General features: G+C 46.3%; 23 protein-coding genes. 5 read left to right on the top strand and 18 right to left on the bottom strand.

Features of this window, described 5'->3' with window-relative positions:
- Positions 1 to 79 precede the first annotated feature (79 nt).
- Positions 80 to 640 carry an RNA polymerase sigma factor gene (locus VC82_RS11520; protein ID WP_045802504.1) on the top strand — a complete coding sequence of 187 codons (561 nt, stop codon included), beginning with the start codon at positions 80 to 82 and terminating at the stop codon, positions 638 to 640.
- A complete protein-coding gene (locus tag VC82_RS11515) occupies positions 637 to 1,392 on the top strand; it encodes an anti-sigma factor (RefSeq protein WP_170218322.1) in 756 nt (251 codons plus the stop codon). Before VC82_RS11520 ends, VC82_RS11515 begins: the two co-directional genes overlap by 4 nt.
- 26 nt (positions 1,393 to 1,418) lie before the next feature.
- Here the strand turns inward: VC82_RS11515 and VC82_RS11510 are convergent, their stop codons facing one another.
- The 3 genes from VC82_RS11510 to rimO form a co-directional block, all read right to left on the bottom strand.
- Complete coding sequence (locus VC82_RS11510) at positions 1,419 to 3,035, bottom strand: Gfo/Idh/MocA family protein (protein ID WP_045802502.1); 1,617 nt, start codon at positions 3,033 to 3,035, stop codon at positions 1,419 to 1,421.
- 2 nt (positions 3,036 to 3,037) lie between these two features.
- Positions 3,038 to 3,520 (bottom strand): DoxX family membrane protein, encoded by a 483-nt coding sequence (locus VC82_RS11505; RefSeq protein WP_045802501.1) that lies wholly within the window; start codon positions 3,518 to 3,520, stop codon positions 3,038 to 3,040.
- A gap of 181 nt (positions 3,521 to 3,701) precedes the next feature.
- Positions 3,702 to 5,012, bottom strand: a complete 1,311-nt coding sequence (rimO, locus tag VC82_RS11500; RefSeq protein WP_045803417.1) for a 30S ribosomal protein S12 methylthiotransferase RimO — start codon at positions 5,010 to 5,012, stop codon at positions 3,702 to 3,704.
- A gap of 123 nt (positions 5,013 to 5,135) precedes the next feature.
- Here rimO and VC82_RS11495 point away from each other — a divergent pair, with 123 nt between their 5' ends.
- Positions 5,136 to 6,224 (top strand): serine hydrolase domain-containing protein, encoded by a 1,089-nt coding sequence (locus VC82_RS11495; protein ID WP_045803416.1) that lies wholly within the window; start codon positions 5,136 to 5,138, stop codon positions 6,222 to 6,224.
- Here the strand turns inward: VC82_RS11495 and VC82_RS11490 are convergent.
- The 13 genes from VC82_RS11490 to recR all read right to left on the bottom strand — a co-directional run bounded on the left by VC82_RS11490 (position 6,217) and on the right by recR (position 16,598).
- Positions 6,217 to 7,875 carry an amidase family protein gene (locus VC82_RS11490; protein ID WP_045802500.1) on the bottom strand — a complete coding sequence of 553 codons (1,659 nt, stop codon included), beginning with the start codon at positions 7,873 to 7,875 and terminating at the stop codon, positions 6,217 to 6,219. The genes VC82_RS11495 and VC82_RS11490 overlap by 8 nt on opposite strands.
- An 88-nt stretch (positions 7,876 to 7,963) precedes the next feature.
- Positions 7,964 to 8,842: a DUF2911 domain-containing protein gene (locus tag VC82_RS11485; protein WP_045802499.1), complete on the bottom strand. Its 879-nt coding sequence runs from the start codon at positions 8,840 to 8,842 to the stop codon at positions 7,964 to 7,966.
- On the bottom strand, positions 8,839 to 9,801 hold the full coding sequence (gene ftsY, locus VC82_RS11480; RefSeq protein ID WP_045802498.1) for a signal recognition particle-docking protein FtsY: 963 nt from the start codon (positions 9,799 to 9,801) through the stop codon (positions 8,839 to 8,841). The genes VC82_RS11485 and ftsY overlap by 4 nt, the downstream gene beginning before the upstream one ends.
- Before the next feature lie 107 nt (positions 9,802 to 9,908).
- On the bottom strand, positions 9,909 to 10,061 hold the full coding sequence (locus VC82_RS15480; RefSeq protein ID WP_084598219.1) for a DUF4295 domain-containing protein: 153 nt from the start codon (positions 10,059 to 10,061) through the stop codon (positions 9,909 to 9,911).
- Between the two features lie 9 nt (positions 10,062 to 10,070).
- Positions 10,071 to 10,253, bottom strand: coding sequence for a 50S ribosomal protein L33 (gene rpmG / locus VC82_RS11475; RefSeq protein WP_045802497.1), 183 nt, complete (start codon positions 10,251 to 10,253; stop codon positions 10,071 to 10,073).
- 12 nt (positions 10,254 to 10,265) lie between these two features.
- Positions 10,266 to 10,502 carry a 50S ribosomal protein L28 gene (rpmB, locus tag VC82_RS11470; RefSeq protein WP_045802496.1) on the bottom strand — a complete coding sequence of 79 codons (237 nt, stop codon included), beginning with the start codon at positions 10,500 to 10,502 and terminating at the stop codon, positions 10,266 to 10,268.
- A gap of 71 nt (positions 10,503 to 10,573) precedes the next feature.
- Positions 10,574 to 11,821, bottom strand: coding sequence for a competence/damage-inducible protein A (locus VC82_RS11465; protein WP_045803415.1), 1,248 nt, complete (start codon positions 11,819 to 11,821; stop codon positions 10,574 to 10,576).
- A gap of 83 nt (positions 11,822 to 11,904) precedes the next feature.
- Entirely contained in the window at positions 11,905 to 12,243 is a 339-nt protein-coding gene (locus VC82_RS11460) for an Hpt domain-containing protein (RefSeq protein WP_045802495.1), read from the bottom strand.
- The gene (locus VC82_RS11455) at positions 12,243 to 12,854 is read right to left on the bottom strand and encodes a fumarylacetoacetate hydrolase family protein (RefSeq protein ID WP_045802494.1); all 612 of its coding nucleotides are present in this window, start codon (positions 12,852 to 12,854) and stop codon (positions 12,243 to 12,245) included. The genes VC82_RS11460 and VC82_RS11455 overlap by 1 nt, the downstream gene beginning before the upstream one ends.
- A gap of 72 nt (positions 12,855 to 12,926) precedes the next feature.
- The gene (locus VC82_RS11450; protein ID WP_045802493.1) at positions 12,927 to 13,703 is read right to left on the bottom strand and encodes a 3'-5' exonuclease; all 777 of its coding nucleotides are present in this window, start codon (positions 13,701 to 13,703) and stop codon (positions 12,927 to 12,929) included.
- 8 nt (positions 13,704 to 13,711) lie between these two features.
- Positions 13,712 to 14,485 carry a carboxylesterase family protein gene (locus VC82_RS11445; protein WP_045802492.1) on the bottom strand — a complete coding sequence of 258 codons (774 nt, stop codon included), beginning with the start codon at positions 14,483 to 14,485 and terminating at the stop codon, positions 13,712 to 13,714.
- Between the two features lie 57 nt (positions 14,486 to 14,542).
- The gene (locus VC82_RS11440) at positions 14,543 to 15,898 is read right to left on the bottom strand and encodes a dihydrolipoamide acetyltransferase family protein (protein ID WP_045802491.1); all 1,356 of its coding nucleotides are present in this window, start codon (positions 15,896 to 15,898) and stop codon (positions 14,543 to 14,545) included.
- A gap of 79 nt (positions 15,899 to 15,977) precedes the next feature.
- Entirely contained in the window at positions 15,978 to 16,598 is a 621-nt protein-coding gene (gene recR, locus VC82_RS11435) for a recombination mediator RecR (RefSeq protein ID WP_045802490.1), read from the bottom strand.
- A gap of 78 nt (positions 16,599 to 16,676) precedes the next feature.
- On the opposite strand from recR, the gene VC82_RS11430 reads away from it, so the two are divergent.
- The gene (locus VC82_RS11430; protein ID WP_045802489.1) at positions 16,677 to 18,158 is read left to right on the top strand and encodes a sodium:solute symporter; all 1,482 of its coding nucleotides are present in this window, start codon (positions 16,677 to 16,679) and stop codon (positions 18,156 to 18,158) included.
- Between the two features lie 138 nt (positions 18,159 to 18,296).
- On the opposite strand, the gene VC82_RS11425 is transcribed toward VC82_RS11430, so the two are convergent.
- Positions 18,297 to 18,656 carry a CoA-binding protein gene (locus VC82_RS11425; RefSeq protein WP_045802488.1) on the bottom strand — a complete coding sequence of 120 codons (360 nt, stop codon included), beginning with the start codon at positions 18,654 to 18,656 and terminating at the stop codon, positions 18,297 to 18,299.
- A 333-nt stretch (positions 18,657 to 18,989) separates the two neighbouring features.
- Here VC82_RS11425 and VC82_RS11420 point away from each other — a divergent pair, with 333 nt between their 5' ends.
- Positions 18,990 to 21,440, top strand: coding sequence for a TonB-dependent receptor (locus tag VC82_RS11420; RefSeq protein ID WP_045802487.1), 2,451 nt, complete (start codon positions 18,990 to 18,992; stop codon positions 21,438 to 21,440).
- A gap of 189 nt (positions 21,441 to 21,629) precedes the next feature.
- Here the strand turns inward: VC82_RS11420 and VC82_RS11415 are convergent, their stop codons facing one another.
- Positions 21,630 to 22,637 carry a 3-oxoacyl-ACP synthase III family protein gene (locus tag VC82_RS11415; protein WP_045802486.1) on the bottom strand — a complete coding sequence of 336 codons (1,008 nt, stop codon included), beginning with the start codon at positions 22,635 to 22,637 and terminating at the stop codon, positions 21,630 to 21,632.
- Positions 22,638 to 22,650 lie beyond the last annotated feature (13 nt).

Genomic DNA, 22,650 nt, shown 5'->3' with positions numbered 1-22,650 from the left:
GCGCGCTTTCCAATATTTACACAGGATATACACCAATGGATGAGCGCAGCGTATTTTTATCATATCTTTAACATTGTATATGTCGAAGCTCCCAACTGACAATGATCTTATGACCCGCCTTGCCAATGGCGACAAGCAAGCCTTGTATATAATCTACGACCGCTATGCACCGGCGCTCTATGGGGTTATTTTACGTATGTGCCGAAATCGGGTGCAGGCAGAAGACCTTTTACAAGAGAGTTTTGTAAAGATTTGGCAAAATGCCCATCGCTATGACCGCACCAAAGGGCGATTTTATACCTGGGCCTACAGAATTGCAAAAAATATAGGCTTAAATGCATTGCGAAAACCAATGCCGCTCATCCAAAATGAGGATTTGAGTGTACATAGTAATAAAGAGGATGCAACAACCATCGATTATACTGGACTGAATGGAGCTCTAAAAAAGTTAGAGCCTCACCACCAAAAAGCTATTGAACTGGTATATTTCAGAGGTTATACCCACCGTGAGGCTCACGAAGAAATGGATGTACCGCTGGGCACATTCAAGTCATATGTGCGGCAGGCCTTGAAGCTGCTTCGCGAAAGCTATGGCACCGAGCTTATGATAACATGGTCAATCTTACAAATTTTGGCATGATGGATAAGAAAAGGATACATGAGGAAGGATTGTTGGAAAAATATCTGTTGGACGAACTTTCAGAAAACGACAGAATATTTGTCGAAAAGGCCATTGCAGACGATGTCGATTTAAAGCAGCAATTTATACAGTTGGAAGCTGATTTTGAAAAAATGGCGTTTGAGAATGCCATTGTTCCCGACCCAAGGGTGAAAACAATGTTGCAAAAACGTCTAGAGGAACCAAAAAAACTCATATACTATCGTACCCCGCTTATGATAGCCGCCGGCTTGGCCTTGCTTTTTATGCTGACAACTTTTTTAATGTACAACCGATGGCAAGAATCTCAAGAACGCCTCAACTTGTTGCAGACCCAGACCAATAGTCTGCAAGAGCGATTGGTTGTTTTGGAAGAAAACTACCAAACCACCAATGAGCGTTTACAACTTATCAATGCGCCGAGCACCGTACCCTTTCTTCTTAAAGGTCAAGTTCTTGACCAAGACGCAAGGGCCGTTGCCTATGTGAACCATCAAAACAAGTTGGTAGTGGTAAACCCAAAAGGATTGCCACAATTGCCCGAAGACCAGACCTACCAGATGTGGGGCGATGTTGACGGTGAAATGATCAGCATGGGGCTGCTCCCTACAGATAAAGACTTGGTAATGCTTAAATATATTGATAAGGCTGAATCTTTGAACATTACCATTGAGCCCGCTGGAGGCAATGACCACCCAACCGTCGAAAAACTGGTGTCATACGTAACAATGTAGGGTGGCCATTGCCGTTATAGGCTATTCTAACCAACCAAGATGGCGCCTTCAGGTTGAAAATCAGAAGAAAGCAGCACCTCATCAAAATCGATGCCTTCAATGGGCTTCAACCGCTCATTGGTGGCATCCCATTCAATTCTTCTTCCAAGCTTCCATGAAAGCCCGGCCATATGGGCCGAAATCGCTTCCTCAAAACCTTCCTTGATGCCGCAGCTGACCTTACCGCCATTTTTGATGACACTCAACCATTCACGCATATGCAAAAAGGTTGAATCGACCCGCATTCCGTTGATGTATGTCCACATAAGGCCCTTATCGGCAAAATATTGCGAGGTGGCCGACGAAATGGCATCGGGCATGTTGGCACCGGGGTTGTACTGATATATGGGCACCGAAGGCCGCATCTTTTCAGCCTCGAGCATTTCAGCATAGCGTGTCGAGCCCCCGTCGGGCCATACGGTCAGCCGGTTGCCAAGTTCCATGGTGGCATCATGGCCCATTAAAATAGTGGGGCGGTTAAAGCCATTGCCGAGTGTGGCGCTATAACAAAAGGTCATGCCCTTTTCCTTCCCTTGCTGTTGACTGCTGCCCGTACTGAAATTCGGAAACTCCATGTTCACCTGCAAGACATCGGGTACGTTACGGCCATCGTTGTGGGTGTAAATGCCCCCTGAGGCCATGACCGAATCAGGAATGCCCATCTGCAACACACAGTTCAATCTGTCATAATCGTGGGTCAACAAATCTCCTGATAACCCTGAACCATAAGCCCACCATTTACGCCATCTGAAGAAGTGGTTCTTGTTGAAGGGTATTTGTGGGGCCGTGCCCAAGAACTGTTGCCAATCAATGGTATTCTCGTTGGCCTTTTGGTGCATCTCATAGTTCCATGCCCCGTTGTCATCATTCCGATTGGTATTGGTCTGTATCAATGAAACGTGCCCTAGGGTGCCCTTTTGAATAACGTCGCTAGCCGTTTTGAAACTTAACGTTTGACGGTGTTGGTGACCAACGGCAAAGACGGCTTTTGAGTTCAGGGCGGCCTCCCGTAACCGGTAGGTTTCCTCAACTGTATGTGTCATGGGCTTTTCGACATATACATGTACCCCATTGTTCAATGCCTCAATGGCCATAGGTGCATGCCAATGATCTGGGGTGGCAATTACAACGGCATCGATGTCACCACTCTGTATCATTTCTTGGTACGTACCATATCGTTTTATTTTGTTGTCTTCAGAGGAAAAGGATCGCAGTGCCTTTTCTGCCCTAACATCAAAAACATCGCATACCCCTGCCAGTTTGACATTGAGTTTGTCTTGGTTCATAAAATCTTCGAGGGCCTTGTGCTTGGGGTCATTCTCGGCCTCGAGTTTCATATCTTCCAGCCATTCGTTGGTAGCAAATCCCAAAGAGCGGCACAATTGCTCGCCCCGAATGCCAAAACCGATGATACCCACCCTAACCGGTTCACCGGTAATTTCGGGTACTGTTGGTGGCAGTGAGGGCTCAATGTTCAACACCTCAAGTATCTCAGACCGTTCTTTTCTGTTGCCCACGGCCGTAGCGGCACCAGCCCACCATACGGCACCTAAAATGGGGAGCCCCCCCAATCCTTTCAATAAATCTCTTCTTGCCCATTTCATGGTTAGCTGATTTTAATAAGTTTTTTCTTTCTAAAATGATCCAGTCCGAAAAAATGACCGGTAGGAATATTGTAGATTACCACACAGGCCACCAATTCGATCAGGTTCTTGTTGACAAACCAATAATTGCCCTCTACATTGACCGCGGGCATTCCGGGAAATGAGGGATGCGCCAAATAATAAAGTGCCAAAAGCCCAATGCCCACAATGGCGCCCTTGCGCTCAAATATGCCAAGCGTAAATGTAATGCCCACAATAAGCAGGGCCACAATGTTCAATGTATCGACCCACCCGATAATGGAATCGCTGGTCAGCGCAGTAAAAAACGGTTTTAAAGGCCCTTGGGCAGTGGCCAGGTAGCCAAAAGAGGTCCAATCAGGATTATACAACTTTATAATCCCCTCGTACAAAAAGTGCCAACCTATCAAAATGCGCAACAGGGTAACGCTGCGCTTGACAGGCAGGCCCAAATTCTTATCTATCATAGTACCAAAAATTAGTTCTCGATTGTAATCAAAAAGAGAGGCTTTCAGCGGAATCTTCGGTCATTTGCCCATCCAAATGTAAAACTTCGAACAAAGCTATGGCACTAGAAACAAATGAATTATGACTTTTGTCAGTATTGTGGTTTCCACAGGTAAAAATCCAAAGGAAACAATCATATGCCTAAGTGGCGGAAACGGGTTCGCCGAAAAGGTCGAAATCAGCCGCATCGGTTATTTTAACATGGGTGAAGTCACCAATTTTCACATAATGCTTGGTTGCATCGATCAATACTTCGTTATCTACGTCGGGCGAGTCAAATTCTGTGCGCCCGATAAAATGGCTTCCCTCTTTGCGGTCGATGATACAGCGAAAAATCTTACCTATCTTCTCTTGGTTCAGCTCCCACGAAATCTGTGATTGCAGCTCCATTATCTCATTGGCACGCTGTTGTTTCACCCCTTCGGGAACATCATCGATCAACGAATAGGCGTGGGTGTTCTCTTCATGGCTGTAGGTAAAACAGCCCAAGCGCTCGAAACGCATTTCGGCGACCCATTCTTTCAAAGTTTGAAAATCTTCCTCGGTTTCCCCAGGATACCCCACGATCAATGTGGTTCGAATAGCTATATCTGGTACGGCAGCCCGAAAATCTTGCAGCAATTTAGTGGTTTTGGCCTTGGTGGTGCCCCGTCGCATACTCTTTAGAATGGGGTCCGAAATATGTTGTAACGGAATATCGATGTAATTGCAAATTTTTGGCTCTTCGCGCATTACATCGAGTACGTCCATCGGAAAACCGGTCGGAAACGCATAATGCAGTCGAATCCATTCGATTCCCTCGACTTTGACCAACTGGCGCAACAGTTCGGCAAGATTCCGTTTTTTATACAGGTCAAGACCATAATAAGTCAGGTCTTGTGCTATTAAAATCAGTTCTTTTACCCCGTTGGCGGCCAATTTTGTAGCTTCTGCAATCAATTCTTGCATCGGTTTGCTACGGTGCTTGCCCCGCATCAACGGAATCGCGCAGAACGAACAGGGCCGGTCGCACCCTTCGGCGATTTTAAGATAGGCATAGTTTTTGGGCGTGGTCGTCAACCGTTCGCCCACTAACTCGTGCCGGTAATCAGCCCCTAGGGCCTTCAAAAGATGGGGCAGGTCGCTGGTGCCAAAGTACTGGTCAACGTTGGGTATCTCTTTTTGCAGGTCAGGCTTGTAACGTTCGCTCAAGCATCCTGTGACAAATACTTTGTCAATCTCGCCCGCTTCCTTCTTTTGTACAAACTCCAGAATGGTGTTGACGCTTTCCTCTTTGGCATTGGCAATGAATCCGCAAGTGTTTATGACCACCACATTGCCTTCTTCTTCATGCACAACTTCCTTGTTATTGGCGCGCAACTGGCCCATGAGCACCTCAGAGTCATAGACATTTTTGCTGCAACCCAGGGTCACTACATTTATCCGGTTCTTTTTCAAGGATTTTGTGCGCATTGCTTCTTCAAATGGACGGCAAAAATACAACACTGTTGGCAATTGGTCGATTTTAATGCATATTTCCGCCAAATCTGCGTTAAACCTTTGAGAATCAAAATGGTCATACAAAAAATCAATACCATGAAAACACCTCTGTTTTCTTTGATGCTGCTCATTTTTCTGGGATGGGGCTGTTCATCTGATACCGAACCCATTGGCAACGATGATGATCCAGACATTGCCAATCTGTATTTTCCCCCTGACGATTCTGCTGATTGGGAAACAATATCCCCCGATGACCTAGGGTGGGATACCGAAGCGCAACAAGCACTCTATAACCTGCTCGAAGAAAAAAACACCAAGGCATTCATCATTTTAAAGGATGGCAAACTGGTGGTTGAATGGTATTTTGGCGACCACACCCAGAACACCAGTTGGTACTGGGCCTCGGCCGGAAAAACCCTTACCGCTTTTACCGTGGGTATCGCCCAAGACGAAGGTCTTTTGGACATCAACGACAAAACTTCCGATTATCTAGAAAGCGGTTGGACTTCCCTTGAACCCGAAAAGGAAAACCTCATCACCGTCTGGCACCAACTGACCATGACCAGCGGAATGAATCCGTTGGCGTTCGACTGTGTAGCACCAAATTGCCTAAACTATGTGGCCGATGCCGGCTCACGTTGGGCCTACCACAATGGTCCGTACACACTGCTGCAACGTGTGGTGGCCAATGCCGCCCAAGAAGAGTGGGCCACTTACTTCAACACCCATCTCCGCAATAAAATTGGAATGGATGGTTTTTGGCTATCGACCAATGGATCCAACAACGTCTACTTCAGTACTGCCCGCAGTATGGCCCGCTTCGGACTTTTGAACCTTGCCAACGGCAAGTGGAAGGAAGAAACCATTCTCGGTGACAGTGATTTTTTGAAGGATATGAAAAACACCTCACAAAACCACAACAAATCGTACGGATATCTTTGGTGGCTCAATGGCAAGCAGAGCCACATGGGGCCCGGTTCACAAATTGTTTTTGATGGATTCTTGATTCCAAATGCACCGACGGACACCTTTGCCGGACTCGGAAAAGACGACCAAAAACTCTACATCGTGCCCAGTAAGGGGCTGGTAGTGGTCAGAATGGGCGAAGACGCCGGTGAAGACCAATTGGGACCCTCAAGTTTTGACAATGCACTATGGGAAAAACTGAGTGCCTATTTCAATTAGCATATGCCGCTGGAATTTTTCTGACTTTGTTCAAGTTCTCATATGTTTTACCAATACGTAACAAGTGCGCCTCTTCGAACGGCTCACCAATAAAAGTAAGGCTGATGGGTTCGCCACTTTCCTTATACCCCATGGGAATGGTCAAGGCAGGATACTCGGCCATGGCGGCATAGCCCGCATGCCAATTGTTGATTGATAAGACCGCATCCAATCCATATTGGTTCATGGGAGTGTCAAAATAACGCCGCCCAGCATGTTTTAGTTGTTCTTTTATCTCAGTGAACTTTTCTGCGTTGGTCGAATCGGCCAAGATACCCTCGAAACGTTCTTGGCCATAGGGTATGCGCACCAGGGTATCTTGAAGGTTGAAGCGAACCACATCTTCAACAGAGCGCACCTTTACCGCTTGTTTGTCTTTTGTTTGGGTTTCTAGATACTTTGGCAAATCATTCTTCATATCGATGTTCAACAGCGTAAGAAAACCATCACGCTTTACTTCAGGAGGCGTAAATTCCACTATTTCAATGCCCCCTTTCCGTAAAATTTGAACCGTCTTGCGATAAATGGAATCTCTTTCCATCAGACCCTTTATGGCTCCCAACCGGATTTTTTCTAAAGGTGCTGGCTGTTGGTAGGAAGACAAGATGCCTTGGTAACCTTCGACCGATTTTGGGTCTTCTACGTCCTTCCCAAGCATGGCATCCAACAAAATGGCATTGTCGGTCACATTTTTGGTCATGGGCCCCGGGGTATCGAGCGTACTTGAAATGGGCACGATTCCCGTGCGGCTCAACAGTCCAACAGTTGGCTTTAGGCCTACCACGGAGTTTTGGCTTGAGGGCGACAGAATAGATCCCGAAGTCTCAGTGCCAACCGCCGCCACGGCATAATTGGCGGCCACCGAGGTTCCGCTACCGGCACTGGATCCGCCGGTATCGAACACCCGCCGACCATAGGGGTTCAATGTTTGCCCTCCCATGGCACTTTGTCCGTTAGGACAATTACACAAAAAATTGGCCCATTCACTGAGATTGACCTTCCCCAGTATCAACGCCCCCTTCTCCTTCAATTTCTTTACAATAAACGCGTCGTCGGTCACATTGTCTTTCAAGGCAATGGCCCCAGCGGTGGTTTTCATGCCTTCAGAACCGATATTATCCTTTAAAAGTATGGGCATGCCATAAATGGGATGTTCACCCGTTGCATTGGGTTTCAATTTTCTTGCTTCTTCCAATACTTTTGGGTTCAGCGCAATAATGATATTCAAGGTGGTCTCGTTGGGCAGTTCGTATTTGTAGATGCGGTGCAGATAGAAGCGTGTCAAATCTTCATACGAGAATTTTCCCTCGGATATACTTTTTTGGATGGATGGGATGTCCTGTTCCAGCACCAACGCCTTCATCATCTCATATTTCGCTTCCGAAAACCGGGAAACTTCTTCATACAAGGGCAAGAATACCTCGTTTTTATCAAGCACCTTGCTTTGGATGAACTTATAGCGCATGCGCTCATTTTCATGGTCGGCATTGGCCGCCACCTCGGTAGAATCGTTATAGGGCTGCCACAATACAATGGGTTCTGATTTTTTGGGTTCCTGTTTGCAAGCCACAAAGGCCATAAGAATCAAGAGAGGTAAGATGGTTTTTTTCATGATTGCCCTTTGTCAGGTCGAGCGCAGTCGAGACCTTTTATAGATTTGCGGTTTATTGACCTCTCGACCGCGCTCGAGGTGACACTATTTATTTTTTGAAGATTTTGGCCTTCCACTTTTTGATATTCTTTTCGTTCATACGAACAAACTCGTCTTTTTCTTGGGCTGCGGCCAGTTCCAAGGATTTCTCGGCAGATGTGATGGCTGCCCTATAATCGCCCAATGCTGCCTCGACCAACGATTTGACCCTATGAAAATAGTAGGTGTCGCCACCAATCTCAATGGCTTTGTTCAAATATTCAAGCGCCCTTTCAAAATCCCTGCCTTGTTCCTGTAGGTAGCGGGCCGCTTCGTAATAGGTTTGTGCGGTGGGGTTCTCTCTCAATTGCTTCGCAATCTCAGCTTCCATCTGGGCATCGGTATCTACGGAAAATGGAATGGTTACTTTGGTACTGGCCCAAATCAAGTTCAGGTTTGCGGAGTGGTGGGTTATGCTATCGAACGAAATCAGAAAGTTCTCTTGGTGATAGGGTATGTTTTCAGGTTTGACCGTGATCCGAAATAAGTCCTCATCAGAATTGTAATTCTTTCGTCCGTCGCCCCAATGCGAGGTGTTGGTATGGAAAACGATTTGCCACTCATTTTCTTCAGGAAAGGCATACAAGGCATAGGTGCCTTTGGGCAGGTCGTTGCCCAACACCTGCATATCGGTATCGACCGTGATCTTGGTACTCTCGTTGGCCCCTACCCGCCAGATACGGCCGTAGGGCACCAGTCCGGGCTGCCCATCGGGTTGTGGGCCAAATACATGCCGCCCTCTGACCGATGGCCGTGAATAGGCAACAGTGATTTTAGAGAGCCCGACCTCTTGCTCGACCGTCGAAAACGGACTCGCTTTCGGATGGGTGATTTGGGAATATATCCCAAATGGGATTACTGAAAGGAATATTATCAGGCAAGATTTCAATTTTCTATATTAAAAAACGAATCCACAAACTCGTATTTATTAAAGACCTGTAGGTCTTCTAGGCCCTCGCCCACCCCAATGTACTTGACGGGTATCTGAAATTGGTCAGAGATGCCGATGACCACTCCGCCCTTGGCGGTACCATCCAATTTGGTAATGGCCAAACTGGTCACTTCCGTAGCCTTGGTAAATTGTTTGGCCTGCTCAAAGGCGTTTTGGCCCGTAGAGCCGTCAAGCACCAATAAAACATCGTGCGGCGCATCAGGCACCACTTTCTGCATGACCCTTTTGACCTTTGCAAGCTCGTTCATCAGGTTTACCTTGTTGTGCAAGCGCCCTGCGGTATCGATCAGTACCACATCGGCGTTCTCGGCCACTGCAGAGTTAAGGGTGTCAAAGGCCACAGAAGCCGGGTCGCTGCCCATTTTCTGTTTTATGATGGGCACATCGACCCTATCAGCCCACACCTGCAACTGGTCAATGGCCGCTGCGCGAAAGGTATCGGCCGCGCCCAAAACCACTTTGAGGCCCTTATTTTTGAATTGGTGTGCCAACTTGCCAATGGTCGTGGTCTTGCCAACGCCATTGACCCCAACAACCATTACCACATACGGTTTTTTGTCTGCAGGCACCGAAAAGTCTTGTTCTTCGCCCACATGGGTCTCAGAGAGCAGGCCCGCTATTTCTTCGCGGAGAATGGTGTTGAGCTCGTCGGTGCCCATATACTTGTCACGGGCCACCCGTTCTTCAATACGCTCTATTATTTTCAAGGTGGTATCGACACCAACATCAGAAGTGACCAGAACCTCCTCTAGGTTATCGAGTACCTCATCATCGACCTTCGATTTACCGGCCACGGCCTTGCCCAGTTTTCCGAAAAAGCTGGTTTTACTTTTTTCAAGTCCTTTATCGAGGGTTTCCTTTTTTTCTTTGGAAAATATTTTTTTAAATAGGCTCATCGGTCAATTCTTGTTGGTAGCCAAAGATAGGAAAGTAAGGGGAGTTTTGTTAAAACAAAAAAGCCGCTAAAACGCGGCTTCTTTCAATCTCATCTAGTGTCTCTGGCTTATTGCTTGGCCAGCCAATCGTTTACCGCTTCAGGAGGCATTACCGATTCTACGAAGGTGTAGGCACCGCTTTTGGGCGACCTGACCATTTTAATGGCCTTTGTCAATCTGTTTGAACTTGATTGTAATGTTGCTACTGTTTTCTTTGCCATGACTCCTGTTTATTTGATTTCTTTATGGACTGTCATACGCTTTAAGATAGGATTGTACTTTTTAATCTCAAGCCTATCGGGCGTGTTCTTTTTGTTCTTGGTGGTAATGTACCTTGAGGTACCGGGCATACCCGAGTCTTTGTGCTCGGTACACTCTAAAATAACCTGAATCCTATTGCCTTTCTTTGCCATTTTGCTGTGCTATTATTTTACAAAACCTTTGGCTCTTGCTTCTTTCAAGGCGGCTGAAATGCCCCTTTTGTTGATGACCTTGATGCCCTTGGCGGAAACGTTCAACGTTACCCAACGGCCTTCTTCAGGAACGTAGAAGCGCTTCTTTGAGATATTTGCGTCAAATCTTCTTTTGGTCTTGTTGATGGAGAAGGAAACATTGTTTCCGAACATCACCTTTTTTCCTGTTATTTCACAAATTCTTGACATCGCCTTCGCTTTGCGTGTTTTTATTGAGGGTGCAAATTTAGTGCTTTTAAATTATTGCACAAAATTCAGGTCTATAAATTTGTAATTTCCTTTTGAAGCATCTCAAACGCCTTGTTTACAGACTTTTGAACAATGCGTTCACGGTGGTTGCCCATAACAAATTTCTCTACAATCGTACCTTTCGGACCACTGATGGCAATGTACACCGTACCCACCTCGGCATCTGAATCGCCTTTTGTCGGGCCTGCGTTGCCGGTAGTGGCAATCGAAAAATCACTGCCAAGCAGTTCCTTTACACTTTCGGCCATGGCCACGGCCACCTCTTGGCTCACCACCGAATGTTTTTTTACCAAATCTTCGTTGACCCCCAACACCTTGATCTTGGTCTCGGTGGCATAGCTTACAATACTGCCCTTGAAATACTTCGAGGCCCCGGGAATGGCCGTCAGCTGTTGGGCGATTTTACCCCCTGTAAAACTTTCGGCGGTGGCAAGTGTCATCTTCTTATCGGTCAAAAGCTTTGCCACCAGCGCTTCGATGCTTTCATCTTCTTCGACCCCGTAAATGATATCGCCGATAAGCTGGTAGAGTTTTTGGGTTTCTGCCGCTACCGTTCGTTTCAGCAAATCTTTGTCGGCACCCTTGGCGGTCAACCGTAGCCGCACACGCCCAAGACTGGGCAAATAGGCCAATTTTACAAAGGGGGGCAGGTTATGCTCCCATTCTTCAATTCTGTTGGCCACGGCGCTTTCGCCCAACCCGTAGGTCATTATGGTCTTGTGCAGAATATGTGGGCGCTCAAACTTCTCCACGATTTTGGGAATCAGTTCGTCGATGACCAAATGCTTCATTTCAAAGGGCACCCCCGGCAGCGACACAAACACCGAACCGTTTTTTTCCATCCAAAGACCGGGGGCGGTGCCATATTTGTTTTTTAACACCACCGCCTTTGTAGGCACCAAGGCCTGTTTGCGGTTCAAATCGGAAATAGGGGTCGAAATATATTTCTCAAAAAGCATTTCAACATGTGCCAGAACCGCATCATCTTGCTCAAGTTCATCATCAAGAAACTCGCATAGTGTATGTTTGGTGATATCGTCTTTGGTCGGACCAAGCCCACCGGTCATAATCACCAATTGCGAGCGGGTGTTGGCATCTGAAAGTGCATCCAAGATGTGCTGCCGATCGTCTTGAACCGAGGTTATCTGGTATACCGAAACACCAATCTTGTTCAACTCTTTGGCGATAAAAGCCGAATTGGAATCTACAATTTGGCCTATGAGTATCTCATCGCCAATGGTTATGATCTCTGCCTGCATAATTGATTGCATACGCGCTTTGCCGCGCTATTTAAGAATAGGCAGCAAAAATAACCAAACAAAAAACAAAAAGAGGATGATGGCTATAGGTCGAAGTCTCGCTTGAGTTCGGACACTACCTGTTCGATATCTTTCTTCAACAAGGGAAACTTGTTCTCGATCTGGGCCAAATTGGCATCGTTCTTACCCAGTGTCTCGATTTCAAGGGCGGTGGCACGGGTTTGTTCCATCCCCAGCAAATCTACATTGGGCTTTATCTTGTGGGCCAACTTGTATACCTGTTCAAAATTTCTTTCGTTGATAGCGGTTTCCAAAGCATGCAGATCTTCGGGCACTTCTTCCAAAAAAACGGAAACCACAGAAACGATAAAATCCTCATCACCTTCGGCCATCTCATTGACCTTGTCCAAACTATAAATCATTACCTGACATTAATTGCAAAAAATTCTTCACCTTCAATTCTTCCGACAAGGTAGTCATTTGGGGCTACTTTACCAACACCGGCAGGGGTACCGGTAAACAAAATATCGCCCTTTTTGAGCATAAAATAGGTCGAAACATGTGCAATGAGCTCATCTATCTTCCACAGCATCAGGCTGGTATCACCAGATTGTACGATTTCCCCATTTTTTAACAACAAAAACCCCAGTTTGTCTAAATTTTCGTACTTTTCTTTATGAACCCACTTACCGACCACCGCTGCGCCATCAAAACCCTTGGCCTTCTCCCAAGGCAATCCCTTTGCTTTTAGGGTGGCCTGTAGGTCACGGGCCGTAAAGTCGATTCCGAGTCCTATCTCATCATAGTATTTATGGGCAAATTTTGGGGCAATATGCTTGCCCACCTTTTTGATCTTCACCAATACCTCTACTTCGTAGTGTACATCGTTTGAAAATTCAGGAATATAAAAATCTTGCTCTTTCGGCAATACCGCGGAGTCTGGCTTTATAAAGACCACTGGCTCTGTAGGCCGCTCGTTTTTAAGCTCATCGATGTGGGCCGCATAATTTCGGCCTATACATATCAGTTTCATGTGTATGTTTTGAGATGATCGGAGTTAGGGTAAAACAACCTACTGTTCTTCATACGCTATTCGGCCAAAATATTATCCCAATTTGGTATTCAGCCTGTTCAATTTTATCTGGGTCAGCACTTTTTTGGTGTAGAGCGGAAAATCGGCGTTAAGGATCCACCCGAAATAACCGGGCTCCTCATCCAATACCTGCTCTACTTTTTTGCCTTTATGCTTTCCGAAAGAAAAAATTGTATCGCCGTCTTCGTCGTAACCCAAAAAACCGGCAAAATCAGCAAACTTTCTGTGTGTCGAGAACTCGGCCAACTTTTTTACATTGTTTTCAAGCTCTGGATAGCGTTGCAATTGGGCCAACAGCACCTCATAAGTGGCCTCGGTATCGGCCTCGGCACTATGGGCATCGGTCAGGTTTTTATCGCAGTAAAACTTGTAGGCGGCCTCAAGAGTGCGTTTTTCCATCTTGTGAAAAATGGTCTGCACATCTACCGACACCATGTTCTTCATGTCAAAATCGACCCCAGCACGCAACATTTCCTCGGCCAACAGAGGGATGTCGAACCGATCGGAGTTAAACCCTGCCAAGTCACTATCTTTGATCATGGTATAGATTTTTTTCGACAGTTCTTTGAACGTGGGCTCGTTGGCCACTTTTTCATTGGAAATACCGTGTATGGCCTCTACTTCTGGCGGAATCGGTATTTCGGGGTTTACCAACCAAGTCTTGCTCTCTTTGTTTCCGTTGGGATATATTTTTAAGATGGAGATTTCGACAATACGGTCTTTGGCCACATTGGTGCCCGTGGTCTCAAGGTCGAAAAAGCAAATAGGTTTTGTGAGTTGCAATTGCATAAGTATCGTTATTTTGATCTGGAAAACAGCCACGAAAGCAAATCGGGCTCTGCAAAGGTGTTCGTCCAGCTGTCATGGCCTACATCTGGGTACAGCGAATACCTAACTTCGGCGCCAACATCTTCCAAAGCCCTTACCATTTGGGTGGAATATTTGGGGGGCACCACATTATCGGCCTTGCCATGAAAGACCCACCAAGCTGTTTTTCTCAATTTTTTGGCGATTTCAGGATTTGCCCCACCGCAGATCGGGAAGGCCGCCACAAATGTTCTAGGGTTTCGGCGCACCAGTTCAAAGGTGCCCATACCGCCCATTGAAAGACCCCCGACGTACATTCGTTTCGAATCGATAGGGTATTGATCTTTCAAATAATCGATCAGTTCTTCCAAAAGTTCCATGGCCCGGGTCGGTTCAGCATCATCGAAAAATACAAACTCACGGTTGCCCCACTCTCCCTTCACGTCGACCTTTGCCCAAGAATCGTTGGCGGCACACTGCGGAAAAACCACGATGGCAGGATATTTTTTGCGAACATCCTCTTTTAAGAACAGTCCTGAACCGTGTACCAACTGGGCTTCATTATCGTTGCCCCGTTCGCCCGACCCGTGCAGAAACAGTACCAGTGGATATTTTTTGGTGGCATCGTAATCTTCTGGCAACAGCAAACGATAGGGCATCGTGCCTCGTTCAGATTCAAATACCTTTTTTTTGTAAGGTGATGGTTCTTGTGACATGGCAAGCGCGGTGGTCAACAGCGCTATTATTAAACAAAATGCCCTCATGGATTACTTTTTAATCCTTAAAAATAACAATACTGTACCTATAAAAGCGGTCGGAAACTAAATTTCGCGGTTTACATCCCAGGCTTCCAAATAATCGGCCACGGCTTTTACGAACATACCGCCCAATGCGCCATTGACCACCCTGTGGTCGTAGCTGTGCGATAAAAACATTTTGCTTCTGATGCCGATAAAGTCGCCTTCTTCGGTCTCGATGACCGCGGGCATCTTTCTGATGGCCCCCAAGGCCAAAATACCCACCTGCGGCTGGTTGATGATAGGGGTGCCAAAGACACTGCCAAAGGTACCAACATTGGTAACGGTGTAAGTGCCATCTTTTATCTCGTCTGGCTTTAACTCGTTGTTTCGGGCGCGATGGGCCAAATCGTTGACTGTTTTTGCCATACCGACCAAATTCAATTGATCGGCATTTTTGATCACGGGCACGATCAAGTTGCCGTCGGGCAATGCCGCGGCCATGCCAATGTTGATGTTTTTCTTTTTGATGACATTGTCGCCATCGAGCGAAATGTTCATCATTGGGTATTTTTTAAGGGCCACGGCCACGGCCTCCATAAAAATGGGCGTAAAGGTCAACTTTTCGCCCTCACGCTCTTCAAAGGCCTTTTTGACCTTGTTGCGCCAGTTTACCACATTGGTGACATCTACCTCTACAAAACTCTGCACATGGGCTGATGTGGCCACACTTTCGGCCATGTGCTGCGCAATCAACTTGCCCATACGTGACAGGGGTATGATCTCATCTCCCTCCTTAACGGCAACCGCGCTCGGTTTTGGGGGTGTTTTCACCGTTGACTCTTTAGGTTTTTCGGCTGGCACCGCTTTTTGTGGAGCATCTACCTCTTTTGAACCACCATTGGAGCCCCTAGTCTCGATAAAGGCCAAAATATCGTTCTTGGTAACACGGCCCTCTTTGCCCGTACCGGGAATACGCTCAAGTTCCTCCAACGAAATACCCTCTTGCTTGGCAATGTTCTTGACCAAAGGCGAATAAAACCGTTCTGACCCTGAAAAGTCGGGTGCAGCGGTCGCAACCGTCTCTTTGACTGCCTGCATCTGTTGCTCTAGCTCGGCAACCGGCTCGGGAGTAGTAACCGGCCCCTTTTCAGATGCTGGCTCGCTTTCAATGGTCGGGGCCACCGTGGGCACCTCGCTATCGGTCTCTATTACCGCGACCACTTCGCCTACTTTTATCACATCGTCAACCTCAAACCGTTTTTCTACCAGCGTACCCTCTACTTCACTCGGCACTTCTGAATCCACTTTGTCGGTGGCAATTTCGAAGATAGGTTCGTCCATTTCAATGGTGTCGCCCACATCTTTCAACCAAGCGGTCAGTGTTGCCTCGGCAACACTTTCACCCATTTGCGGTAGTTTTAATTCGAATTTTGACATATTCTTACTTAAAAGGCTTTTTGCAGCTTATATTTTGCAAAAATAATATAAAAATGACCTAATTTTTAATTAATGTTCATCAATTTGCCTTTATTGAGGTTTCAAAGGGCACCCTGTTCAAAATACTGCGCCCCAAGGTAACCTCATCGGCATATTCAAGTTCATCACCCACAGATATACCCCTGGCAATGGTCGAGGTCTTTATACCAACACCTTCCAACTGCTTATAAATATAAAAATTAGTCGTGTCGCCCTCCATGGTGGAACTCAGGGCAAAAATCAGTTCATCGACCCCACCGGCCTTGACCTTTTCAATAAGCGGGGCAATGTTCAGGTCTTGGGGACCCATCCCTTCCATAGGCGAGATCTTTCCGCCCAAAACATGGTAAAGCCCACGATATTGCGAGGTATTCTCAATGGCCATGACATCGCGAATGTCTTCAACCACACAGATGGTGGTGGCATCACGTTTCGGACTCGCACATATCTCGCAAAGTTCGGCATCTGAAATATTATGGCAACTCGTGCAGAAATTCACTTCTTCACGAAGCTTGGACAAGGCTTTCGAAAGGTTCTGGGTCTGTGCTTCGGGCCGCTTCAGCAGATGAAGCACCAAGCGCAAGGCCGTTCGCTTGCCGATACCCGGCAACTGTGACATTTCGTAAACCGCATTCTCCAATAATTTCGATGAAAACTCCATACCCAAGGTTAACGGTGTAAAATTACGATTTTACATTGATGAACGCAGATTTTGTACTTTGCAAGCCAAAATTTCTACATGTCACCAACCCAGATATTGATATTGATAGGGGCCTATTTCTTGGTTTTGCTCCTGATTTCCTATTTCACGGGAAAAAATGATTCCAATGCCGATTTCTTCAAAGCCGGCAAGCAGTCGCCTTGGTATTTGGTTGCCTTTGGCATGGTGGGCGCCTCACTTTCAGGGGTCACCTTTATTTCTGTACCGGGCTGGGTAGAGGCTTCTGAATTCAGCTACATGCAAGTAGTATTGGGCTATTTGGTCGGTTATTTTGTGGTGGCCTTTGTATTGCTGCCCATTTATTACAGGCTTGATTTGACCTCTATATACGAATATCTGTTGGATAGGTTCGGCCCCACCAGCCATAAGACAGGTGCATTCTTCTTTTTTGTGTCGCGCGTTTTGGGGGCCGCTTTTCGCCTTTTTTTGGTGGCCATCGTGTTGCAGCAGTTCGTGTTCGATGACTTCGGAATTCCCTTTGAAATTACCGTGGTCATCTCCATTCTTTTGATTTGGATCTATACGGAACGGGGCGGCATCAAGACCATTGTATGGACCGACACCCTGCAAACCCTGTTTATGATCTTGGCCGTGATACTCAGCATCATCTTCATCAACCGCGAGCTGGACTGGAGCTTTACCGAGTTTCTCGCTTCTTCTGAGTTAAGGCAATACAACAAGTTTCTCTTTACAGATGATTTTTTGGCGCGCAACCACTTTTTAAAATCGTTCGTTGGTGGCATGTTCATCACCATCTGCATGACGGGACTTGACCAAGACATGATGCAAAAGAACCTCACCTGCAAAAACCTGAAGGATGCCCAAAAGAACATGGTCTCGTTCAGTTTTGTATTGGTCGGGGTCACGTTTCTCTTTATGCTGCTCGGGGCCTTATTGTTTATTTACGCCCATAAAAACAATATTGCCGTACCGCTGATGGACGGTGCGCCAAAGACAGACCTGTTATTTCCAGAGATAGCCCTCAACAGTGGCCTGGGCCTTACCCTTGCCATTACCTTTATGCTGGGACTGATCGCCGCGGCCTATAGCAGTGCCGACAGTGCCTTGACTTCGCTCACCACTTCGTTCTGTATCGATTTTATGGATTTGGACAAACGCAACGAAGCCGAACAAAAACGCCTGCGCAAACGCACCCATATCGCCATGAGCGCCCTATTGATCATGGTCATCATCATTTTCAAATATGTGCTGAGCCGCAATGTCATCGACGGTCTCTTGACCGTGGCAGGCTATACCTACGGGCCCCTGCTCGGGCTGTTTGCTTTTGGCATCTTTACCAAACACCGGATCAAAGACAAATATGTATGGCTGGTGACGATACTTTCAGTGGTTATCATTGCCTTGATTGCCAATATCGACCCCGATAAACTTGGTGGTTATGTACTGGGCTATGAACTGTTGCCCCTCAACGGGCTACTGACCTTTTTTGGATTGTGGCTGATTCGGGAAAGAAAAGAAAGCGTCTCGGTCTCCGTATAAACAACATATTATTTGGCCAGGCCAATATCCGTTTTACGCATAGGCAAACAGCCCTTTTAAACAAGAAGCCTAGCACCAACCTACGGCTACGGTTAAATAAAAACAGTTGAAACGGCCATATTTTATTCGCTCGGGCAATCAATACTGCCCGGTACCCAACAGCACCAAAGTACAGGCCACATCGACCTCAATGCCATTTTCTTGCAACAGTTTGTAGAACTCGGGGTTTTCGGTTCCGGGGTTAAAAATAACCCTACGCGGTTTTAAGGCAATAATGGCATTGTAGTACTCCTTTTGTCGTTCTGGGTTCATATACAACGAAATTGTATCGATGTCTTGAATGATATCAAGATTTGTGGTAACTTGCACCCCAGAAACTACTCCGTTCCGTGGGCCGAATGCCTCGGTAGGCACTTGATTGGCTACCAATTTCTGAATAGCAATATTACTGTAGCGGTGCGGTTTGAGCGACGCCCCAAATACCAAGGTTTTGCGCATGTGTTAATTTATCTGTTAAACTAAACAGTTTATTGTAACTATTCAACAATTAGAACGTCTTTAATTAGACAAAAATATTCAAACATTGGTAAGTCTGTATTTTTATAGTTAATGGTTAGTGTTTAGTATAGCTTATCAATGCACCGAGCCCCGATGTCCAACATTGGGGCTCACTTTTTTTATCAACTTTCCTGATTTCTAAGCGCCATATTCACAAACACTTGGCAAACCATTGATCATTAAAAAATGTTAAAGCCGGTTTTTTGTGTAACATGAGAGCATTACTATCGTCTCATCGGTAACATCAATCTATCAATCAAAAAACGAACAATCATGAAGCGCATAGCTATGCTTTTGGTACTGCTCGCATGCAGTACATTCCCGAATTTTTTATTGGCAAACGATTCAGAGGATAAGATAGGTACGGTCTCTGGCCGTGTGGTCGACAACGCCCAAAAGCAGCCAGTGGCCTACGCTGCAATTGTAATCAAGTCTGCAGATGGCGATGAGACCATTACCGGGGGCATTACCACCGAGGAAGGAACATTCGAGATCCAAAAACTGGCAGAGGGCAGTTACACCTTAGAGGTTCAATTTATAGGCTATCAGACTTTTATTAAACAACTGGTAATCTCAAAGAAAAACCGAAAAGTAGAACTAGGCACCATCACCTTAATGGAAGACACCCAAAAACTGGAAGAAGTAGAAGTTGTGGGCGAGCGCACGACCATTGAGCAACGGGTAGATCGCAAGGTGATCAACGTGGGCAAAGATCTGACCACGGCAGGGGCCACGGCATCTGACATCATGAACAACATACCCTCTGTGAACGTTGATTCGCAAACCGGCGATATTACCCTGCGCGGCAACTCAAACGTACGGGTGATGGTCGATGGCAAACTCTCGAATGTACCAGTGGCCCAGTTACTACGACAAATTCCTTCCACATCCATAAAATCAATTGAGTTGATCACAAACCCATCGGCCAAATACAACCCTGAGGGCATGAGCGGTATTATCAACATTGTACTGCACAAAAATGCCAATATCGGGTTCAACGGTAACATAAACATGGGGCTTACCAAGGGCATTGAGGCAAAGTTCAACACCTCTGTCGATTTGAACTACCGAAATGGCAAGTTCAACTTTTACGGCAACTACGGTACCAATATTGGAAAATGGGTGAACGATGGGTTTATTTTTAGGGATGATGAAAACTCAGAGCAGCTTTTTGACTTTTTCAACAACAACAAATCGCATCTGTATAAATTGGGAGTCGATTTCTATTTGAACGACAAGAACACCATTTCGTTCTTCACCAACCAGAACCATTTTAACGGAAAGGGAGACGGCATCACCGATGTTCGCTACAATGAGGAAGAAAGCCGCAACGTAATACAGTTCTTCAACAATGTTAACGACAACCTCAGTGAGCAGTACAATTTTGACTACAAACTTGATTTTGCGAAAGAAGGGCACAACATAGAACTGGAAGTCGATTACAACCGCTTCAATGATGATGAGGATGCCAATTTTAGGTCAAGGGGCGCTACCCTGTTCCCCGACTATATGGATTTTGTCGATACAGAACGCACACAGACCATCGCCAACCTTGACTATGTGAACCCTCTTGACAGTATTTCAAAGCTTGAAATCGGATTGGAGGCCCGTTTATTTGAAACAGACGTTGACTATGCTTCCACCGGGCTGTCGTTCAATTCAAACGGCGATTTGATTCCCACGCCAAGCACCGAGTTCATTTATGGAATGGATATCTATTCTGCCTATGTGACCTTTGGCCAAAGCAGGAAAAAATGGTCGTACCAAGTAGGCATCAGGCTTGAAGACGTACAGGTAAAGGCTGATACAAACAGAGTGCGGGCATTTACAGATAACTACACGCAGTTATATCCCTCGGCATTTTTGACCTATAATGTCAATGAAAAAGACCAGTTACAGGCCAGTTTCAGTCGAAGGGTCGATAGACCCGGCCTTGGGCAGGTAAACCCAATACGCGAGTTTGCCACACCCCTGATATCGTCGTTCGGCAATCCCAGTCTTGTGCCACAGTTCACCAATTCGTATGAACTGAACTATACCAAACGCTTAAAAAAGGGAAGCCTTACGGCAGGAATTTTTTACCGTACCATCGAAGATGAGATCAACCGTGCGGTGTATGTAGATCGATTGGACTTCAACAAGCTCATACTCACGTTCGACAATTTCGACAACACCTCAGCCTATGGTTTTGAACTATCAACAAACTACCGCCCCACCAAATGGTGGAACATCAACGGTAGTTTTGACCTGTTCAGCCAAACCCAACGGGGCATTACCGAACGGTTGCAGGGCGACCAGGCAACTGCTACCGAAGCCGATATTGTGGTCGAAGACGTAGAGGTCGAGAACACGGCCTGGAACCTGCGGATGAACAATAGCTTTACGGCCACAAAAAAATTGACCTTTCAGGTATTTGGTTTTTATCGCGGGCGCAACCAGAACCTGCAGTTTACGGTCAAGCCCATGTATTTTATCAATACCGGGGCCCGGTACAGTTTTGCAGAGGGCAAGGGAACCCTTAGTTTGAACTTCAACGATGTATTCAATACCATGCGTTTTGCCTTTGACGGCGACCGCCCCTATGTTCAAAACGGTGAGTTCAACTGGGAAAGCCAAAACCTTTATGTTGGCATATCTTACCGTTTCGGCAGTGGTAAAAACCGTGCCAAGGGCAGAAAGCGTAGAGATGATAACACCAAAAAAACAGGAGGTGGAATTTTGTAAAAAAAATTGATTTGCCTTGACTCTGAATATTGGTTGGTTAGTTCTTTTCAAGGCTTATCATTGAACCCTGACACTCCTTTTGGAGGTCAGGGTTTTTTATTCCTGCAAATGCGGTAATCCCTTAATGGGAAGTATTTTTCTGTCGAGGAGTTAAAACAACCCCTACACCATGGATGTAGAGAAGGGTTTCTACCATCTAATGATGACACTGCCCCATGTAAAGCCACTGCCAAAGGCTGCCAACACCACCAAGTCGCCCTCTTTTACCTTTTCTTGCTCCCAAGCCTCGGTCAAAGCAATGGGTATAGAGGCTGCAGTGGTATTACCGTAATGCATAATATTGTTGAAGACCTGGTCATCGGAAAGTTTGAATTTCTTTTGGATGAATTGTGCAATGCGCAGATTGGCCTGATGGGGTATCAACAAATCGATATCATTTGGTGAAAGTCCGTTTTTTTGCAACCCTTCCATAATCACCTCACTAAAGCGTACTACTGCGTTTTTGAACACAAATTGCCCGTTCATGTAAGGGTAATATGATTCGTCGTTGGGGTCGTTGTCTTCGATAATGTCGGTAACCCAACGCTTTCCCATGCCGGGCGCAATCAAAGACAATTCTTCTGCATGTTTACCCTCTGAGTGCAAATGTGAAGAAAGTATTCCCTTTGAGGTATCTTCCTCCCTGCTCACCACAGCAGCACCGGCACCATCACCAAAGATCACCGAGACCCCCCTGCCCCGTGTGGTCATGTCAAGGCCGTACGAATGCAGTTCTGAGCCAATGACCAATATATTCTGGTACATACCGCTTTTTATGTACTGATCGGCCACCGAAAGGGCATACACGAATCCTGAGCACTGGTTTCTCACGTCCAATGCACCTACAGTTTTGATATCAAGATCACGCTGCACCAGCACCCCAGGGCCTGGAAAATAGTAGTCAGGGCTCAAGGTTGCAAAAATGATAAAGTCGATGTCATCTTTATCGATTCCCGCCCGTTCAATTGCTACTTTTGCGGCCTCGACGCCCATGGTGGTCGTGGTGTCTTTCCCCTTTATGCCATGACGGCGTTCTTTGATGCCTGTCCGCTCCTGTATCCACTCATCACTGGTATCCATCAATTTTGAAAGGTCATCGTTGGTGACCACATTGTCTGGCACGTAATGGCCAAGCCCTATTATCTTTGAATTGTACATCTGTTTTTGGGTT

It is taken from the genome of Flagellimonas lutaonensis (assembly GCF_000963865.1).
Lineage (GTDB): Bacteria > Bacteroidota > Bacteroidia > Flavobacteriales > Flavobacteriaceae > Flagellimonas_A > Flagellimonas_A lutaonensis.
This window is presented reverse-complemented; position numbering and strand designations above follow the sequence as displayed.

What these genes read in the sequence shown, in the direction of transcription:
- VC82_RS11505 (WP_045802501.1), bottom strand. Translation starts at nt 3,520, where the DNA reads ATGATAGATAAGAATTTGGGCCTGCCTGTCAAGCGCAGCGTTACCCTG.
- VC82_RS11455 (WP_045802494.1), bottom strand. Translation starts at nt 12,854, where the DNA reads ATGAAACTGATATGTATAGGCCGAAATTATGCGGCCCACATCGATGAG.
- VC82_RS11445 (WP_045802492.1), bottom strand. Translation starts at nt 14,485, where the DNA reads ATGAGGGCATTTTGTTTAATAATAGCGCTGTTGACCACCGCGCTTGCC.
- VC82_RS11415 (WP_045802486.1), bottom strand. Translation starts at nt 22,637, where the DNA reads ATGTACAATTCAAAGATAATAGGGCTTGGCCATTACGTGCCAGACAAT.
- VC82_RS11490 (WP_045802500.1), bottom strand. Translation starts at nt 7,875, where the DNA reads ATGAAAAAAACCATCTTACCTCTCTTGATTCTTATGGCCTTTGTGGCT.
- rimO (WP_045803417.1), bottom strand. Translation starts at nt 5,012, where the DNA reads ATGCGCACAAAATCCTTGAAAAAGAACCGGATAAATGTAGTGACCCTG.
- recR (WP_045802490.1), bottom strand. Translation starts at nt 16,598, where the DNA reads ATGGAGTTTTCATCGAAATTATTGGAGAATGCGGTTTACGAAATGTCA.
- rpmB (WP_045802496.1), bottom strand. Translation starts at nt 10,502, where the DNA reads ATGTCAAGAATTTGTGAAATAACAGGAAAAAAGGTGATGTTCGGAAAC.
- VC82_RS11440 (WP_045802491.1), bottom strand. Translation starts at nt 15,898, where the DNA reads ATGTCAAAATTCGAATTAAAACTACCGCAAATGGGTGAAAGTGTTGCC.
- VC82_RS11425 (WP_045802488.1), bottom strand. Translation starts at nt 18,656, where the DNA reads ATGCGCAAAACCTTGGTATTTGGGGCGTCGCTCAAACCGCACCGCTAC.
- VC82_RS11430 (WP_045802489.1), top strand. Translation starts at nt 16,677, where the DNA reads ATGTCACCAACCCAGATATTGATATTGATAGGGGCCTATTTCTTGGTT.
- VC82_RS11420 (WP_045802487.1), top strand. Translation starts at nt 18,990, where the DNA reads ATGAAGCGCATAGCTATGCTTTTGGTACTGCTCGCATGCAGTACATTC.
- VC82_RS11510 (WP_045802502.1), bottom strand. Translation starts at nt 3,035, where the DNA reads ATGAAATGGGCAAGAAGAGATTTATTGAAAGGATTGGGGGGGCTCCCC.
- VC82_RS11515 (WP_170218322.1), top strand. Translation starts at nt 637, where the DNA reads ATGATGGATAAGAAAAGGATACATGAGGAAGGATTGTTGGAAAAATAT.
- VC82_RS11465 (WP_045803415.1), bottom strand. Translation starts at nt 11,821, where the DNA reads ATGCAGGCAGAGATCATAACCATTGGCGATGAGATACTCATAGGCCAA.
- VC82_RS11460 (WP_045802495.1), bottom strand. Translation starts at nt 12,243, where the DNA reads ATGATTTATAGTTTGGACAAGGTCAATGAGATGGCCGAAGGTGATGAG.
- VC82_RS11495 (WP_045803416.1), top strand. Translation starts at nt 5,136, where the DNA reads ATGAAAACACCTCTGTTTTCTTTGATGCTGCTCATTTTTCTGGGATGG.
- VC82_RS11520 (WP_045802504.1), top strand. Translation starts at nt 80, where the DNA reads ATGTCGAAGCTCCCAACTGACAATGATCTTATGACCCGCCTTGCCAAT.
- rpmG (WP_045802497.1), bottom strand. Translation starts at nt 10,253, where the DNA reads ATGGCAAAGAAAGGCAATAGGATTCAGGTTATTTTAGAGTGTACCGAG.
- VC82_RS11450 (WP_045802493.1), bottom strand. Translation starts at nt 13,703, where the DNA reads ATGCAATTGCAACTCACAAAACCTATTTGCTTTTTCGACCTTGAGACC.
- ftsY (WP_045802498.1), bottom strand. Translation starts at nt 9,801, where the DNA reads ATGAGCCTATTTAAAAAAATATTTTCCAAAGAAAAAAAGGAAACCCTC.
- VC82_RS15480 (WP_084598219.1), bottom strand. Translation starts at nt 10,061, where the DNA reads ATGGCAAAGAAAACAGTAGCAACATTACAATCAAGTTCAAACAGATTG.